Here is an 18,155-nt window from a genome sequence, read left to right on the forward strand (position 1 = left end):
TCCTCCTTAAAGGGTGGGTAGGTTAACCGCGCTGGGATAGGCGTCTCCGTATTTGTGATAGTTGTAGATGCGGAGTGCCTGGATGAAAGCGCCTGTCGCCTCCATGTTGGTGGGCAGAAACACCGGACATTCAATCGGTTGGTTGAAGGGGTCGGGTTGGATGTAGTCTTCTACATAAGGAATTCCGCCACCGCCTTTGGAAGAGGCAAGGACCACAGCGTCTCTCTGCTTGGTAGGGCCACCAAAGGCATAATCAGAGATTGACTTTGCGCAAAACACAGCGTCGAATGCCATAGACGGCAACCCGCTGCTATTCTCAATCGCCAACTTGCCCCAGAAGGCATCGGGGTGGCAAGTATGACCATTTGACACCTGCGTCCAGTTTTCGTAATCCTGAGTAATGGGCAAGTCGTGCGTTTCCAAAAGGTTGTAATTTGATCCGTAAACATAAAGCCTGAGCTTCAGTCCATCGCTATGAGTCCCTTTAACTCGTGCGCCGATTGAATATCCTTGGTTGCCATCCAGATCAAAATAATTTCTGGTCATGGCGTGAACAAGTTTATATCCAAAAGCGTACACAAAGTAGGGTAACGACGAATATCCGGAGTTGTAATCACCTCCAACTTCGCCTTTTCTCATGATCAGTCCGTTTGGCGGTGTTTGCCCCGGTACTTCCCAGACATTCCACAGTTCGCGAAAGGTTCCCGATTGCTCCCAGCATTGCATCATTCCGCCGGTATGATCGGGACGGTATCTGGTTTCCATCCCCAATCTCTGTCCGCCAAATGTGGCCCCACGATTATATCCATAGTTATCAACATTGGCATGGAGGCCGTTGGCGCAATCCGTATAAACTCCCCATTGAGCCCAGCAAAGATTGCGGATCATCAGATCGGCCCAGGGTTTGAACCGATCGTCATCAGTTGGCCCGTAGCCGAGAGTAGCGCACAGAGCAGCAAAAGCGGCCGTGCGATAACCAGACCCGGACCACGAAGCCTTATTGAACATCTTCATTGGAGTATCTTTCATGAGGTCTACATCTGGAATTATCCAAGGCATGTCGATAGTGATCTTGGCACCGAATACTCCAATGCCCAGATCAGAGATCATGCTATGGCAAATGTCTTCGGCGATTTGCCTCGGGGTTGTCTTGTCAAGTTTCAGTCTACTCAATAGCGGTATCCACCCAGGTATGAAATCATCCCAGTCAGTGCGATCATATTCGTGATCGGCATCGTATCCTTTGTTGAGTACATGGATAGCTTGAAGACAACTTATGTAGGGATCGAAGATACAATAGGCTATCCATGCAGCTTGCGATATCTCCAATCCATCCATCTCAAAGAAGTGGGTTTTGCTCTCGTAGGCATACCCGTAAGGGTAATAGTCGATGGTATGGTGTCCTGGCTCGTACCCATGCGCTTTACTGGCATCATGCCAGGAATCGCCTTCTTGAAAGAAAGTGATCGCTTCATTCAAGCTTTTATTGAAAAGAGGATCGTAGATATCCTGGGTATACCCTTCGCGGGAAATGCTATTACTAATTTTGGTGGCCTTGGTTGTTTCACCAAATGCCTCGAAAGCACTCCTTGCCATCTGACAGCCGTGGCGAATGGTGTATCGCCCAGAGCCAAGGCCTTTGGCATCTCCGCCAGCCGATGACGGGTGTACAACCCATTGAGTGTTAACGGGAGTGTTTTGGTCTATGAGCGCAGCAACACACAGGTGCCCATAGTAAAGGTTGACGCTGGCCACATCGGCGGCCGCCCTGAATGCGAGAAGTGTGATCGTTACTGTCTGAATTCCGCTCGATGAGAATTCCCTCCTGATGTGCAACGTCGGCTGTCCATAATGAGCAAAGCTCATTTTCCATTCTTTGAAGTATTCAATGCCCATTGCTTCATCCGGCGGCTGACTTGCCCGAAATGACACCGTAAACTCATCAAAGTCAATCCCAGATGATCTCTCTGAAGCGTCACATATGGCAGCAAACGCTGACCTTGGAGCGGAACCAGCTTGCCCGGTCAACCTGTTCGCATCCCAGTAATGGCCCAGAAAGCGAGGGGAGTAGGGATCGCTGCCTTGCCCTAGGTATCGGTTCACGATGATATAAAGCGGAACTGACGGGTATTCGCCAATAAAAGCGTAATCCCCGCCCTCTCGATAATTACGGTCCACATACGATTTTGCGTAATTGATCCGAGTCCTGAGTTCGGTTTGCGTTGGCGGAATAATTACAGCCGGGGTTTGCGGAAGCGGGATTGGATCACTCATTTTTTACTCTCCTTACTGCTGATTGGATTGACTTACTGTTAGATTTTTGCTAGACTGTGGCCAAATGAGCACTGAGACTTGTCCTAAAAGATTGGAATGGGGTCCTTTCGTTGCTATCGGTTCCCTGATACTCTTCGTGCTGATTGCCATCCCTGTTATGATGGGCGGCGTCAACATTGACAGCGACGCTTCGAATTTCCTGCTGTGGGGCTTGTCAAACTTCGGAATGATTCTCATTGGGGTTTCGTTTGTGCTCGCTGCCCTATTTGCAATCCCCGTGTCCCTTCTCTGCTGGCTTTGTAAGAGTGGCCGCAAGGCTTTCTTCATAGCTAGCCTCATAATCTGGGGCATCGCTTCTTTTCTGCTGTCCGGCTTCATCTTCTTAATGCTCTTGGTAGCCGCTTCCTAGCCCCTCAAGTGATCGAAGAACGTGCTCACCGTCGTATGTGCTCCCTCTACCTTTGACTTGTACATCACCAGAATGTATTGATATGGCCGGGTGAGCTTATGCGTCCCGGTGCCTCCAGGAGCCAGGTCAGCCGGTGCTTTCTCTTCCACCCAGTCTTCCGGCCGGGCGTCCCCACCGCCATTATAAGCCGCTGCCTGCAGGAGTCCACCGAGCACCTTCCACTCCATGGTGTTGGTCAGACCGGTATTCTTGACAACGATATAGGTTTCGTCCCAATCTGCCACCGGCACATACTCAAGGAACTTCCAGTCATTGGTCGTGTTGATATTCCAATCTAGTTGCCACGGAATATGCTGCTTCTGGGGTATCTCATCCAGGACACCCACCTGAGCGCGGGCAATGCCATTCCAATCAATGAAGCCGATCCGTCCGTCAATGGTCGGGAACACCATGCAGATCTCTCCAAGCCCATGAACATCAACGGTGTACACAGAAGATGCCCCGTCTGGTGTCTTGGCCGCCCGGTTCCCGATACCCCAGATCGGAGCGCCCATGAAGTGAATCGCAATAATACCGCCGCCGGACTCGCAGCCGACAACTGTTATCCAGCCGACGTTCTCGACACGCCCCATGCGGATCGCTGAGTGCGGCGAAACCAGAGAAGGGCCTTGCCGGTCTCTCGGTCTGGCCCACGTCCATCCGCCATCCGAATCTTTGATCTCCCAGACGCCACCATGAAACTCATTCGAGCAAATCAGGTAATCCCCGCCGTAATCCGGGGTATGCAGTGAGGCATGAGCGCCTTTGATAGGGCAGACCTTTGAAGCATGACCGAAGTCATCTTTGTGCCAGGCCAGCGTACCATCGGATATCTTGTACTTGGCATAGTGATAACCAGACGGCCCGTTGTAATCGGTGAGGATCAGGTGAGGCACGGGGTCAACGCTCAGACAGGCCTCGTGGAGCCAGTTCGGGTCCCACTGTCCACCAGTTGCGCTGAGGGTGATCGTCTTCTTGATAGTCCCGGTGTTCCGATCAAACACAATCACCTGCTGGTCACGGTTACAGCAATAGATGTCGCCCCTGTTGCCAAAATTAGGCACGTCCGCCATCAACATTCGGGCAGTATGGGGATTATTGATGGCGCTGCCATTGACGGCCTGCTCCCACGTTATTTTTTTACTGCCCAGATCGTAGACGAACGCTGCCTTGCGGGTGTGCGGATCGGCCATAATCAATTTTGCCCGGCCATCCAAAGGATCAATAATGTGTTCGGCATAGTGCGGGGTGTACCCTTCTCTACTGAACCATATCTCATGGCCAAAACCATAGCTGGCCACTCCATAGCCCGATGATGAACCGGATGAGCCACCACCTATGAATCCCATTTAGTAGTCCTCCTCATTATCTCGACACCTCAATTTCATTGTTATTGGTGGCATCGGTTGCCACTTTGATGAAGCGGAAGCCCCAGCCAATCGTTTTGGTAGACTCGCCACTGGCAGCAAGGACGATGGAATCAATCTGCCGATAGGTTCCGCCGTCATGCTTCCCTTGAATGTTGAAGGTGGCCGCCGCGTTGCTCTTGACCCAGATGGTCATCTGTTGGCGGAAGGTCCAGCCACCGCAATCCATCTCAACGGTCAAAGCCGCGCTGGTTGAGCTTCCCTCAGCGTGTTTCGGTTCACCAAGTTGGGACAGTTTGCTGTCCAAATCACTGAGTCTTCTCAGTATCGTCGAGCCAGTAGCATTCTGCGGGCTCGCCCCAGCATCCCCGATGCTCCTCAACGCCCCTTTGATCGTGTCGTCGATAAGGGCCTTAACCTCGGTCTCAATAATAGTGAGCTTCCCGCTCTCCGTCGCCGGATTCGTCGGAATATTGTCCGTCTTGGTCTTGATCAATGCCAGGGTGGTCTGAGTGGCAAAGTCTTTCCCTGTCAAGGTGGCCAAGTTACCGTCTTCTTGCGCCGGGTTGATCTGAGCCCCAGACACATTCTCCACCTGAACCCGAAAGAGCTTGGCGTAAACGCCTGTTGCCAGTTCCCTGAATCGAAATTTCAGTCCCCACGAAGACGAATTAGTCTCTTCTCTATCTGCCACGTTATGCCTCCACTATGCCTACGCTCTGGGCACTGGATGCAGCAATTGCATTCACTGCCCCGGTGAACAGATTCATCACGTTGATTTCATATCCGATGCCCGGGCTCAAACGAATTCCTTTGCCCACCACCGCATTGGCTCCAAACGCGAGGTAAACGGACTCTTCCCCAAGATTCATGATGCAGGCATACTTGCGGTTCACATTGGCTGCCAATACCGGAGTTGACGTAGCCTCAACGGATACCGATCCACCCCCGTTAGCAAACGACGAGAATTCATTCCGGGTTACCACCACCTCGGCATAGACGCCAGTCGCAAGTTCGATGAATTTGGCCTTGAGAGAGGCGGCATCAACCCGGGCAATTTCTTGGTTAGCCATTCTTTGGCCCCTCTTCTTCCGATGTGGTTATGGTGATCTTCTTGTTCTTCAAGACATCATTCAGTTTGAACCCACCCAGACCGGCGACGGCGGCCACGCTGAGGGTAAGCACCTTGCCATCAATCCCATTGCACATCGCGACGCATTCCATGATGACAATGGCTGCGATCGCGGTCACTGTCGGGAGCGCTGATTTCCAATTCATCAACGCATCCCCTAGCGCTTGTCATACCAGATGACCAGCAATTGCTTACCAGTAGTGTTCGTGGTGCTGAGTCGGATATTACCGTTTGATGTGATACTCGCCTCCGCCGTTCTGTCTGTGAGCATCGTGGCGGAAGTACCGTTATCCGGCTCGACCTGCAGAACGGACTTCAGCGTGTCTTCGGTAGTGATGCCACTGATAGGGATATTGGTGTTGGCAGTAGTGCCCGCAGCGACGTTGACCTTCAGTCCCTGGAGTTCGATCAGAATCGCTTTCAGATCTTTGTCTATTCTTGATCCACCCCATCCGAATTTAGCTTTGATAGTTTGCAGCATGGTTCACCTCACTTCTTCTTTGACTTGGGTTCGGACGTGTCCGGCGTGCCCTCGATTTTCTCGGCAGACTCGCCATCTGCAACCGGCGTCATCACCAGATTCTGATTCTGACTCAGTCTTTTTGCTGCGGCTGGCGCAAGACTTACCTCAACAGGTTGAGTTGTAAACTTTACGCCTATGCCTACAACGGTGTATGTGCCACCCTTTGTCTTGATACTGTATTTCACCGTGCCTCCTGTTCGAAAAAGGGCTGGCTTTCTAGGCCAGCCCTGCTTTCTGTTATTTAGTCAGTTATTTTTGTCTACGCAGGGAGCCCTACGTCTTTCGCTTGGGCAATCGCGTCGGATTCTTCCTCGTTGAAGTCCCATCTGGCGGTGATGGTGAACTCGATCTGACGCTTTCTGGGCTTGCGCTCTCTTTCGAGCGTGATGTCTCTCTTCCAGCCTTGTACCAGGTTGGCCGGGTGAACGAACATCACGTCGGAAATATTGTCCACAGTCTCACGAGTTTCCGTCTTAATCTTGGGCAGCCAGATCACTGGCACGCCCTGATAGAAGACCGGCACATCTTCGAGTAGAGCGCGATCCCCGGCAGCCGTTGCCCGGCCAGCCAGTTCATCCCGATATGCACGTTCGTACTGGAACGAACAATAGAGGCGCCACTCGTTCAGGGGCTTCGATCCGAAATGTTTGGACGGCACCGAGTTGATCAGAGCCTTGAAGACATCGGATACGGCACTGGGAGCAGCGCAGTTGTAGTCAGTGATATGCCCTGCCAGGCCAGTCAGCCAGCCAGTATGGGTAGGCACTGACAAAACCGCATCGGCCCCACTGGCCGCAGGATTGGCGTACATGCCAACCTCTTCGAAGTCTGCTGAAGCACGCCCGCCAATGAGATCCAGCAGGGTGCTTTCGAAATTCTCTTTCTCGATATTGTCTTCGAGAGTCGAGTAGAAGAGGTTTACCGCGATGATGAACTCTTTGGCCACGAGTTGCCTCTGCTCGGTCTGATAGCCAGTGGTATCTGTGTGCTCGGTTCCCTCTGCTACTGGCTTCTGCAGGACGCGGTTACCGAAGACGATCTTGTCGATATTCTTCGTGTCGCTCGTCATCTCCAGCGTTCTGACCTCTCTCATCAACTTCGAGTTGTCGATCGCTGCTCTGATAAACCGGTCTGCCTGTTGGGGCAGGAGTTTAGCACTGCCGATGCCCTCAACCCAACCCTTCATAACTTGGTCTATTCGTTCAAGCAGTTGTGCTTCAGTAAACATTTCAACACCTCCTCACTAAATACGGCAGTCGCCGCTATTTTCTCGGTCCGCCCATCGTGTTGACCCACGATGGCTTGCCGGATTCTTCATGCTTATCGGATTTCTCCGCCGACTCAACGCCGAGGGCGTTAGACGAGCGGGTCATCTTCTTCAGCGCGGCCTCCAGAGTCTCAACGCGCTTGGCCACAGCCTCGGCAGTCTCACCAGACTCTTTGACCTTCAGGGTAACCTGCTCAGCCGTTGCCACGCCCTTCAAGGACGTGACGATAGCGGTCAGAACTTCGCTCTGCGACTTGACCACAACCATCAGGTCTGCAAGTGCCTTATTCAAACCCTCGACGTCTGCCTTGGTGGCAGTCTCCACTTTGGGAGGAGTTGTCTCGCCTCCCTCTTTCTTGGCCACAGTTTTCGTATCTTCCACTGCAACACCTCCCTGTTCGTTAATAATCGGCGAGTTCTTCTTCCCGCGCTCAGCGATGAACCCGGCAAGACCATCTCGCTTGATCACATAGTATTGAGCTGCCTTGACAGCAGGCTTATCGACAAGAGCCACGGCTACTACATCCCATTCATCGCCCTTCATAAGCCGAAGGTCTTTGGCTTTAGCCACGGTATGGGACTTCGATGCCGCCTGGAGCATAGTCTTCCGGACGCCAAAGATGGAGAATCCGGTGAACTTGCCGCTCTTGACCGCCACCCAGGAATCGTCGTCATTGACCTTCACGGTGATCCACCAAGCACCGGCAGGAACTTCACCGCCATACCACTTGTACGTCTTCTGGCCGCCTTCTTCCTCGGTTGGAAAATAGACGCTCTCGACCGGGACGGCCACCCGGATGAACGTGTGCATCTCATCAATAACCTGGTAATTCTCCATGAACTTCAGGGCAACTGCTCGAATATCTTCCGGTCTCCAGAAGTCATTCTGCGAATCCACCTCACCGGCGACCAGCACCAAACCGCCTACTGTCCGCTCCTCCTCGGAACAAACCTTCAACTCCACGTCTTTGGTGAACAGAGCTTGAAACTCTGAGTCAGTGGACTTCTGGGTTTGCTGACTATCGAAGAGCCGAAGGCCGGATCTGAGCCAGGAAACGATCTTGCTCTCGTTGGCGCTGGAGGCAACAAAGGTCTCTTGGACTTTGACAGGAGCTGCAAAGGCGATTACACCGGCATCGTCCTCGACATATGCGTGCTTGTAGAGGCCTTGCCGAGTTTCGGCAATGAGGTAACCGGGGTAGATGTCTCTGATAAAGCCCTCGAATATCTCACCGTTGGGGCTCTTGCTATTGAGCATGTCATAGAACGCTTCGGAGATCCGGCGAGCCTTTTGCTGATAGCTTTCGTCTTTGACTGTCACATGATTCACGCTTGCCTCCCCGAATAACAAAAAAGGACAAGTCCAGAGCGTTTGCTCTGATTCCTTGTCCTTCCTTACTCCCTTGAGAGTCAGCTATTCAGTTTTTGGTAGCGCGGGTTGGATTCGAACCAACGACCTCCGGCTTATGAGGCCAGCGAGCGGCCACTGCTCCACCACGCACCGTTCCCCACAACGACATCCCTAATTGGCCGAATTATAACACTATAGTAGATCACTGTCAATTACTTTAGTATACATACTGGAATATGGAGGAGCCGTCGAAAAGAGTCGGTAATGTCTGAAGCTAAATCACCCAACAACCCCGAAACTGTTATAGGTTTTTTCGACAGTGTCGTTAGGCGCCCATTCGGCAATCATGGTATAGCCACATCCCGGAATATTCTTCGTCCGTCGATATCAAGACAAATCTGGTTGGCGCCTTTGTTGATGTAGTTGGTTGCGACACGCACGTCGCTTTCCCACCGGTTGCCAAGAAGGTCCTTTAGTTTTTGAATCTTCACAAGGTCGGCATTTCGTTTTCTGGTCAGATCCTGCTCCGTGGTGACGCCCCAAACCCACACTTCGACGTCTTTGTCATCCTTGAGGACGACCGATACGACGTCATATTCGTTCTCAACTGTATCGTCCTCGTTCAAGAGCTTGAGGTTTGGCAACGTGACACGGAAGGACACTTTTTGAGGTGGATGATTCAGAGCTTCTAGCAACGCATAACACTCAAGATCTTTGGCGGCGGTCGCCGCACCAGCAACAACCTGCCGAGCAAGTAGCTGCTGCACCTGAGTCGCAAGGTCGGCGATCCTCTGTGTCGGTCGCGGACCAAAGTACACCGTTTGCCAACTCAGCAATTGATCCCACAGAATCTCGGCGGCCTGTTCCTGCGTGGTCTCCAGATTCTTGCGCACGGCTTCATCGCCCATCAAGGACGCATGCATTCTGTTGATTTGAAATTCAAATGGATTATCGCGGATCGGATACTCATAGCCGCCAATCTTGAAACTGAAGTCGCCAGACACCTCGGAGTGGCCCGAGGCGCGGCTGTTTATGACATTCGCTGCCTTGCGTAGCGTCTCCAACCCAACTCCCGATTTGCTCAATCGCTCTGCTGCGGACACCAAACCATGCTGGCACTTTCGGTCTACAAGTCCTTCGATTAGGGCGTTGGTGAGCTGACTAGGGACGAGTCTGGGATATTGTTTGTTCAGAACGCTGCGGCAGAGCTTGACAAAGGCCGTCGCGCCCGGGCGGTCAGCCAAGCTTTGATGAGACATAGCAATAGCCAGCATATGATCCTGGCGTAACTTGAAGCAGGTGGCACGCGCTGAGGTATGCCTTGACAAGTGACCCTTGTCGTGACCGGTGATTTCACGTTCGAGTTCGCACGGGACCCGTTCTTTGTCGATATAGGTGCTGATCGGCCACGCACGCCATGACTTTCGCCGGTCCGACTCGAATGCCTCACGGCCCGCCGCCGTACGCTGCATAATATCAATCAGATCGGCGTCATCAAACTTCGACCCGATGCCGAAGAGTGCTTCGAGTGTAATCTTTCCCCTGATCAGAATATCTGCCAGCGCCCGCTGAAAGAGTATGGAGGCAGTTTGTGCCTCGATGCTTTCGTAAAGCGTATCCAAAAGGTGGCGGTTGAGCGAGTTCAGCAGCTTCCAATCCGGGTGGTCTTCATTTGCGGCAGAGACAAGGTTGTCAACGTCCAGTTGGATGCCCAACGTCCCGGCAAATGCTAGGTCGCGCACGATAAAGTCGAGGCGGCTGAGGTTGTAAATTGAATAATCCCACAAGCAGTCTGGCGCGACAAGGATTTTGAAGCTTTCTTCCTCGGAGAATCCAGGCGAGTTGTCCCTTTGCCCGCCGAGAATCGTCCGAAGTTTCGGCTCCTGCGCCAGCTTCAACGCCGCAATCCAAAGATGGAGCTGCTGCCAGCGGTTCTGCTGAACAAGATACTCAAACCACTCGCTCGCCTCTTGCTTGCCCTTGTCTTTCACCAGACACAGCTTTTTGGTGCAGGTTGGACACGCCACCAACTGGTCTATAACTGGATGTACAAGTGTCCGCAGTTTAGCCTTGAAATTGGCATCCAAATGGCATGCGAGTAGCACCGCCTTCTCGGCATCATAGCTCATGGCAGCGTGGCCAGTCTGTGCGAAGCACAGACGACACCAGAAAGACCACAGGAATTTCTTGGGTAGACCCTTCTCCTTAGGTTGCTGGCACAGCTTATTGAAGATGCGCATCAATCCCACGAGGTGCTGGTGACGAGTGTGCATCGCGACTTCGTTGATGTGTGCGGTTAGGCCAAGGCTCTTAATTCCTTTGAGCCGTTCAAACTGGGGTTGTGCTGCCTCATAAAGTGCCATCGCTGGCCCAGAGAGAATTACCTCACAACGGAACGCGGGATCGGTGAAGCGCAGTTCCCTGCCCATCACATTTCTCCCTTAAACGCCCGGTCAAGGATGGAGGGAAGAAGAGCATCCAGTTCAGCGGCAGTATCCCCTTGCAAGCGCCTTAGCGTGTCCACTTCAGCTTGCAGGTTGTCGAACCATACCTGCAAGCGATAATCCGGAACCGGCACAGTAATGCGAGCAAGCGCTTCCAAACCCAAGGTTCGATTGCGGCCGGCACCGCCGGGAGAGGCTTCGCCAAGGAGAGAGAGGCCCTCTTTTGTCAGAAAGAAGAAACAAAGGAAGTGACTTGTGCAAACTCCCACTTTGGGGACACACGTGATGAAGCGATGTGACCCAAATCTTCCTGCATCCTCCGCTCGCACGACTGCTACCGCACCCTCCCATGCAAAAACATTGTTGAATATCAGATCACCCGGATGGATCTGATATAGTCGTTTTGACCCAAGGGCTACACCACTGAGCGGTGGCTTGTGGAAGGTGCCTTTGCCAAATGATCGGATCCCCAGCTCCAGGTACTCGGCAAAGGCATCAACGGCAACAGATCGTCTAACTATCGGTGCCACTTCCCGGAGAGGCTGTCTCCTTACGTTCTGGATGATCGACGAGAAGACGGCCTCCATCATGCATTGCTCTTCGGTTTCAGTTTTCTTCCTTAGAGCTTTTGCCTCCTCAATTTGTGCCATCAGGTCTTCAATCCGAGCCACGATCCGCCGCTGCTCTGCCAACAACGGCAAGGGGATTTCAAGATTGAGAAAGATGCTCTCCTGCAAACGCACGCGATTTGTGGTCCCCTCACTCACCCCTTGGCACATCTCGACAAAGCCCGCCGTGCGACTCATCCATCTCATAAACGATGGCAGCAACTTGCTCTCATCAATGCTGAAGACGGGGAAATCACTAGTGACAATTGCTCCATCTAGCTCGTCTGGCACGACCCCCAGCGCACCGTTGCGCGCATCAATCCGCGATAGAATGAATTGCCCGGCATGTGCGACGAAGCGGCGCGACGACGCCACCTCCGCGCCCGTGACGATGCCGCGCAGGATAACTCCTTTGCCCCAAAGCTTGACGGTGAGTTCGCGATACTCGCCGTCAGGCTGTAACACAACGGTCTCTTCGCTGCGCCGTAGCACCTCTCCCAACCGCACGTTGGGCCACGTCGGGCTCATACGCCCTCCCTAGTCAGTAGCCCTTGAATCCGGCCTACGATCTCCGCAATCCGCCGCTCTTTCTCGAGGATGCTAGCGGCGAGTTCTTCGGGCGGGAGGTGTGTGATGGATTCATTGCCACGTGGGTTCTTGCGGTCGAGATTACACCCATTGGCGAGCAATTCAGCAGCAGGGACTTTCCATGCCCGATCGTTTTCTTCTCGTTTGCCCCACCACGTGATGCAATCGGTGAATTCCTGGAACTGAAGTGACTGTGTCTTCGTGTAGCCCTTACGACCTGGGGGCAGCGGGTGCTCGTAGTACCAGACCTCTTTCGACGAGCCGGATCGGTCGAAAAAAAGGACGTTGGTCTGGATGTCGGTGTAAGGAGAAAAGACCCCTTTGGGCAAACGGACGATGGTGTGGAGATTGAACTCTCTGAGCAATTCCTCCTTGATACGAGCGCACACGCCATCGCCGAAGAGTGTGCCGTTGGGGACAACCACAGCGGCGCGTCCTGGTTTGGGCGTTCGGCGTAACTTGCGCATAAGCAATTGAAGGAAAAGCAGCGCCGTCTCAGCGGTTTTTTTGTCATCGGGGAAGTTGCCCAGAATGCCACGCTCTTCCTCACCACCAAAGGGCGGATTGGTCATAATAACGTCCACTCGATCCTTATCACCGATTTCGCGAAGGGGAAAGCGGAGGGCATTGAGCGGGTCGATAGTGGGCGTCTCCATGCCATGAAGCAAAAGATTCATCTGGCAAAGGAGATAGGGCAAAGGCTTGGCCTCAACCCCGAACAGAGTCTCGCGTTGGAGGCGACGGTGGTCCCCGGCGGTCTTGAACTGCTTTTTGAGGTGCTCGAAGGACTCGGCCAAGAATCCGCCGGTGCCGCAGGCCGGATCAAGCACAGTCTCGCCAAGGCGAGGGTTGACCACGGCGACGATGAACTTGACTAGGGGGCGCGGAGTGTAGAATTCACCATTCTCCCCGGCAGCGTCGCGCATTTCCTTCAGCATGGACTCGTAAAGATGGCCAAGGGTATAAATCTCCTCAGTAGACGTGAAGCGGATGCCATTGACCTTGTTGAGGATATCCCGCAAGAGGTAGCCGTTCAACATACGGTTGGTAGTGCCCGCAAAGACGGTACGAATGACATCGCGACGATCACCTCCGTTGGCCCCGGTGAGGGACTTGAGGTAAGCAAAAAGGCCTGGACCTCTGGTGTCATCAGGCCTGATGGCTTCATCGTTCTGGATAAAGGCAACAAGGGCGTCCCCGGTGATGCCGTCGGGTTTAGCAGCCCAATCACGCCAACGATAAGGTGACTCGATGGTGGGACGGAAGCGTTTACCCTCCAGTGTGGCCTCGGTCTCGCGCACCTGCTCGAGGTCATCCAAAAACTTCAGAAACAGAATCCAGGTGAGCATCGGTAGCCGATCAAGATCGGTAGTGAGCCCCTTATCCTTGCGCATGATGTCTCGGCAGGACTTGATAAGGCTGCCAAGGGATTGGGCGGTTGTTTTTGGTGCTTGCGTTTGCCTGGTTCTGGCCATGATTTCTATCCCACCTCAGCGTAAAGTAGTGTCTGCATTTGTTCCAGCGCAAGGCGCAGTCTGTCCGCGCCACCGAAAAGGTCTGCAATCTCCAATACATTGCCGTGCTCGGAGATGGGAGGCACCTTCAGAATATCCGGCATCTTGAATTGCGCCGTACCGTGATCGATATATTTTTCCAGTATCTCGTTCAGAATCTGGCGCGCCTCGGGCTTGAAATATTCCCAGAAGTCCACCCGGCCCTTGCGGAGACGTTCGGCGCGTTCCCGGCGAGTACGTAGCGGGGCGTTGAAAGCTATGTAGCAGATCAAGTCGAACGGGTCGGCCTCCGACTGCTGAGCATTTTCAGTAAGTTGTTCCAGCGTGATGCCGTGGTCTTTCAGAGCCTCGATAATGGCTGAGCGTTCCTGGGCGTTGCTCCAATGGGAACGGAGTTGGGCAGCGGAAGCCCACATCCCCCGGATCTTCTCCGAGGCATAATCGGTGAATTTGACCACGCGGAGCTGCTTGCCGCTGGAATCTAGCTCATAGACAAAATGGGCGGCGATCTCTACTGATCCGCCATCCACGTAGAATTTGTGTAGAGAGGGCTCTGGTAATTCGGGTGGCACTGAGCCAGTTGGTTCAGGCGATGGCCCAAGTGGCGGCTCGGGTTGGGGAATGGGCTTGTCAATTGGTGTATCGGTCGGCGGATCGACAGGGTCACCATCGAAATCCGGATCGGCGAACAGCCTGGTAGCACTGCCGGTGTAGTCTAGAATGGAAAACCACAGTTTCCCATAATCGGCGCGAACTCTGGTGCCGCGCCCGATGATCTGTTTGAACTCAGTCATCGATTTGATAACTCGAACAATGACGATGTTCTTGCAGGTCTGCATGTCCACACCGGTAGTGAGGAGTTTAGACGTCGTTACCACCACAGGCGTCACTGTCTCCAATTCTCGAAACCGGCTCAGATGACCCCGACCGATATCACCTTCGTCAGCAGTTATGCGCACAACATAGTCGGGATACTTCTGAGCAAGATCGGCAAAGAGGTTGTTGATGGCTTGCCTCATTTCATTGGCATGCTCTTGATCCACACAGAAGACAATGGTCTTGGCAAATGGGTCGCTCTTCCGCAAAAAATCGGCGATGCTTGCGGCAATTGTCTCGGTGCGGGCCTTGAGGGCAACAAGCCGTTCAAAATCTGGGGTTTCATAGGCTTCATCGGGAATGGGACGTCCATATCGGTCAAGTTCATCTTTGGATGGCCGCCATCCGATGGCATCGACATCGGTCACGATGCGGTGAACCCGATAGGGCGCGAGAAATCCGTCATCAATACCCTGGCGAAGGCTATAGGTGTAGACGGGAGTTTGGAAGTAAAGGTACGTGTCCCGGTTCTCCTCGCGGAGCGGGGTGGCCGTCATGCCGAGTTGATACGCCGGGCGGAAGTATTCAAGGATTTCGCGCCAGTTGCTTTCGTCGCGGGCACTTCCCCGATGGCACTCGTCCACGATTATAAGATCAAAGAATTCAGGGCTGTATTCGCGATAGAGGCCCGGTCGGCGTTCATCCTTGGCGATGGCCTGATAGGTGGCGAAATATATCTCCCGGCTCTTAATGGCCTCACCTTCGATCTTCCATCGGGCATCCCCGAACGGGGCGAATTGCTTGTCCTTGGGATCATCTACGAGAATGGAGCGATCCGAAAGGTACAAGATGCGAGGGCGACGAGGTTGGCCAGTGCGGTTCCAGCGGGTGCTCCAGAGCTTCCAGCAGATATGAAAAGCAACGTCAGTTTTGCCGGTGCCCGTCGCCATGTTGACCAGAACACGGGGCTGTCCACTCAGAACAGCACGGATGACGCGATTGATTGCGATTTCCTGGTAATATCGTAGAGGTTTGCCGGGAACGGGCAGACTGGGGGCAAGGAAACGCTGCTGCTCCTCCGCCTGCTTCAGGCCGATATGGCCCTTCAACCGTTTCCACAGATCGTCGGGTGATGGAAAGGTATCGATGTTGCTTTCTTTGCCCGTGAGAAAGTCGTGTTCGACAATGCCGTGACCATTAGTGGAGTAGGCGAATTGTAGGTCGAGAATCTGAGCGTATTCTTTAGCTTGCTGAAGGCCATCGCCCGGGACCTTGTGGGAAGCTTTGGCCTCGACAACCGCGATCATCAGATTAGATCGATAGCGCAGGAGGTAGTCAGCCCTTTTCTGTGGCCGCCTCCATACCTTTGTCCCCGCGACTACGATCCGCCCGTCGGTGAATGATCGTTGCTCATTGATCTGATCATCATTCCAACCAGCCGCATACAGCTTTGGGAGGACGTACTTGCGGCAGGTGTCGGCTTCAGTAGGCACAGTTCTTAAGGCTCCTTTGTATCACTACATCTGCCTCCAAACATCGCTTGTTCTCGTCTTCATACCCGCATGTCACCTCTCGGCTTCTTTCAACCTTTGTCGATGCTGGCGAGCGTTTTCTTAATGCGCCCAATCCCGGACTTTACCGGTTTTAAGAGTAACAGCCCTAACCACTTAGACGGCCCCTAGCCTTGCAGAAATTGTAGCAGATGATATGAGCTAAAGCCAGTGGTATTCAGGGCACTAAGCTTAAACCGAACCATTTTCAGCAGCAAGCTGAGTCTCAAGGAAAAACGCCATTTGGGGTCGGCGTTCATGCGGTTGTTATGCCGATCCTGGGCAGCAGATCAATGACTATATCAAATTTCAAGATCATATTCGTATTGGCTCCCCACAGATATCGCTTGGTCGGGGTTTAAGAAATCATTAATTGCTTGCTGATCAAGAAATGGCGCGGTTCTGACCTTATCATAAAGCTTCAACACTCGGCTCTTTGCTCGTTCAAGGACAGTGTTGTAGTCAAGCGGGATGATGCGAACCCGGTCGTTTTTTTCAGAACGTTCTTCTGCTTCTATTGGATCAACCTCAGAGCCAACGACAAAGCAAGTAACTAAGGAATGTCCTTGAAGGAGACCCTTCCCGTATAGTTCTTTGACGTATTCCCAACTTTGTTGCTTCTCGTCGGTGCTGATAGGAATTCCGGGTTTCTTAAGTTCAACGACAACAAGTCGATCAATACCGATTTCGCCTCCGCTACGATCATACTTAGGGTATGAGTAAAGTCCGACGGTGCCGTCTGGAATGATTACAAAGTCTGGACGTTTCCGGCTACCCTTTTGGGGAGACTGGAATAAGCGCTGGATTACTGTTGTCATTCCTTCGTTTGAAGTGAACTCGATGGTCTCAAACTCAGGGCCAAATATCCATAGGCCTTTATGAAACAGCGGTTGCAATTCATGGACCTCATCTGTCATCTTGCTCGATACCTTGTTTCTTAGATCGTCAATGAGCACGAGTCGTGTCTGTAGCTCATCGAGGACGACTTTTGCCATATCTACTGTCCAATCGTCTAGTATGGTATATAGATCGTCAAGTTGATGGGGTTCAAGCTCGTTCAGTTTGTGGAGCAGAGAGTATTTGGATTCCGCGACTTCAAGATTAGCCAAGACACCAGACAGCTGAAGGAGGTCACGGTCATTGATGGATGGACACGACTCTTGCACTTGGGCGACGAAGTTGGTCCATCTCTCTGCATGCAGGGGGCTCATTTGCTTTATCTGATCCCTGTGTTGTTGTTTTATGTAGTTGAGATTGTCAGCGCGCTTTTCTTTCGATTGCTCCAGAAGATAGTCTCGAATTGCATGCTGCACTTTGGAATTTACACGACCGAAAAGCTCATTGTCTTCATTAAACCAGGACCAATCTGGTAGGACAGCGTTAGCCAGGCAGTCAGCCGAAACGATGAATGTATATCGTCGTGCTGGGATTCTCCTCCCATCGAGGAATGCTTCTTGCCCGGAACGCTTCCATGAACATTCGCCGACCAATCTCCCATTGACATGCCAAGCTATGCCATGCTGCTTCATTGTGCGATCAGTTTTGCGCGTGTCAATAACTGAAATGAGGACATTGCCAAGACCATCAAGTTGCACTTGGATTTTATCAACGTTGGTCACCGGAATATCTTCAAAGGAGACTCTTTCTCCCGCAACGTAGACCTCAAAGTGTGGGTCCATTAAGAAACGCATTCCTATTTCTGCGCGCACATGGTCAGCTGTCAGTTTTGCGGGGAAGGGGTTTTCGACGATAATTTCTGTGCCAGTACCACCTCTTTCTGATTCACTGACTCTAGTTACCTCGATTGGCAGAGACTCACCGCGCTTAACAGCGAAAGTGACTTCAATACCGTCTCGCCAGGTTCTCACCCGATTCTCATGACCAAAGCAAAAAGCAGCAAAACGGCCCACGCCATTGCGGCCAAAAGCTGGACGTTGTGGCAAATCGAGGCCGGGGGGGAATTCAACAAAAGGACCTTGCTCCTGAGATCGATTGTAAGCTAGTGTGCGCCATCTTCTGTAGAATTGCTGTTCAGTCATTCCATGACCATTGTCAACGATTCGAAACGGACCGTCAGAATTCCCATAACCGGGCCACGAGACATCTACTCTGGTTGCTCCGGCGTCCCAAGAATTTGCGATCAATTCAACCAGAGCGGTTTTCTGGTCCTTAAGTAGTCTCGCTCCTGCAAATGAATCAAGAAATCTTGGATCAAATAGAACAAGTTGTTCTCGTTTCACAGCAGTTCTCCTTTTCGACAAGAGGTCGCGTCT

15 protein-coding genes and 1 tRNA gene are annotated in these 18,155 nt (G+C 52.7%); 1 reads left to right on the plus strand and 15 read right to left on the minus strand.

What is annotated here, in order from left to right; translation table 11 throughout:
• Window positions 1-6: 6 nt before the first annotated feature.
• Entirely contained in the window at window positions 7-2,274 is a 2,268-nt protein-coding gene (locus tag PHV74_00155) for a hypothetical protein (GenBank protein MDD5092783.1), read from the minus strand.
• 136 nt (window positions 2,275-2,410) lie between these two features.
• Between PHV74_00155 and PHV74_00160 the strand changes: the two genes are divergently transcribed.
• The gene (locus PHV74_00160) at window positions 2,411-2,683 is read left to right on the plus strand and encodes a hypothetical protein (GenBank protein ID MDD5092784.1); all 273 of its coding nucleotides are present in this window, start codon (window positions 2,411-2,413) and stop codon (window positions 2,681-2,683) included.
• Here the strand turns inward: PHV74_00160 and PHV74_00165 are convergent.
• The 14 genes from PHV74_00165 to PHV74_00230 all read right to left on the minus strand — a co-directional run bounded on the left by PHV74_00165 (window position 2,680) and on the right by PHV74_00230 (window position 18,122).
• Window positions 2,680-4,071, minus strand: a complete 1,392-nt coding sequence (locus tag PHV74_00165; protein ID MDD5092785.1) for a hypothetical protein — start codon at window positions 4,069-4,071, stop codon at window positions 2,680-2,682. The two genes, PHV74_00160 and PHV74_00165, sit on opposite strands and share 4 nt — an antisense overlap.
• 16 nt (window positions 4,072-4,087) lie before the next feature.
• A complete protein-coding gene (locus PHV74_00170; protein MDD5092786.1) occupies window positions 4,088-4,783 on the minus strand; it encodes a hypothetical protein in 696 nt (231 codons plus the stop codon).
• A gap of 1 nt (window position 4,784) precedes the next feature.
• On the minus strand, window positions 4,785-5,162 hold the full coding sequence (locus PHV74_00175; protein ID MDD5092787.1) for a hypothetical protein: 378 nt from the start codon (window positions 5,160-5,162) through the stop codon (window positions 4,785-4,787).
• Window positions 5,155-5,367, minus strand: coding sequence for a hypothetical protein (locus tag PHV74_00180; GenBank protein MDD5092788.1), 213 nt, complete (start codon window positions 5,365-5,367; stop codon window positions 5,155-5,157). The genes PHV74_00175 and PHV74_00180 overlap by 8 nt, the downstream gene beginning before the upstream one ends.
• Window positions 5,368-5,378: 11 nt before the next feature.
• Window positions 5,379-5,702: a hypothetical protein gene (locus PHV74_00185; GenBank protein ID MDD5092789.1), complete on the minus strand. Its 324-nt coding sequence runs from the start codon at window positions 5,700-5,702 to the stop codon at window positions 5,379-5,381.
• Between the two features lie 8 nt (window positions 5,703-5,710).
• Window positions 5,711-5,929 (minus strand): hypothetical protein, encoded by a 219-nt coding sequence (locus tag PHV74_00190; protein MDD5092790.1) that lies wholly within the window; start codon window positions 5,927-5,929, stop codon window positions 5,711-5,713.
• Window positions 5,930-6,003: 74 nt separating this feature from the next.
• Window positions 6,004-6,972, minus strand: coding sequence for a hypothetical protein (locus PHV74_00195; protein ID MDD5092791.1), 969 nt, complete (start codon window positions 6,970-6,972; stop codon window positions 6,004-6,006).
• Window positions 6,973-7,006: 34 nt separating this feature from the next.
• A complete protein-coding gene (locus PHV74_00200; GenBank protein ID MDD5092792.1) occupies window positions 7,007-8,341 on the minus strand; it encodes an XkdF-like putative serine protease domain-containing protein in 1,335 nt (444 codons plus the stop codon).
• 96 nt (window positions 8,342-8,437) lie between these two features.
• Window positions 8,438-8,512: transfer RNA gene (locus PHV74_00205), tRNA-Met, on the minus strand.
• Between the two features lie 194 nt (window positions 8,513-8,706).
• Window positions 8,707-10,791, minus strand: a complete 2,085-nt coding sequence (locus tag PHV74_00210; GenBank protein MDD5092793.1) for a hypothetical protein — start codon at window positions 10,789-10,791, stop codon at window positions 8,707-8,709.
• The gene (locus tag PHV74_00215; GenBank protein MDD5092794.1) at window positions 10,791-11,942 is read right to left on the minus strand and encodes a restriction endonuclease subunit S; all 1,152 of its coding nucleotides are present in this window, start codon (window positions 11,940-11,942) and stop codon (window positions 10,791-10,793) included. Before PHV74_00215 ends, PHV74_00210 begins: the two co-directional genes overlap by 1 nt.
• Window positions 11,939-13,477 (minus strand): class I SAM-dependent DNA methyltransferase, encoded by a 1,539-nt coding sequence (locus tag PHV74_00220; protein ID MDD5092795.1) that lies wholly within the window; start codon window positions 13,475-13,477, stop codon window positions 11,939-11,941. The genes PHV74_00215 and PHV74_00220 overlap by 4 nt, the downstream gene beginning before the upstream one ends.
• A gap of 5 nt (window positions 13,478-13,482) precedes the next feature.
• A complete protein-coding gene (locus tag PHV74_00225; protein MDD5092796.1) occupies window positions 13,483-15,825 on the minus strand; it encodes a DEAD/DEAH box helicase family protein in 2,343 nt (780 codons plus the stop codon).
• Between the two features lie 359 nt (window positions 15,826-16,184).
• On the minus strand, window positions 16,185-18,122 hold the full coding sequence (locus PHV74_00230; protein ID MDD5092797.1) for an ATP-binding protein: 1,938 nt from the start codon (window positions 18,120-18,122) through the stop codon (window positions 16,185-16,187).
• Between the last annotated feature and the right edge of the window lie 33 nt (window positions 18,123-18,155).

This window comes from Dehalococcoidia bacterium (assembly GCA_028711995.1).
Lineage (GTDB): Bacteria > Chloroflexota > Dehalococcoidia > SZUA-161 > SpSt-899 > JAQTRE01.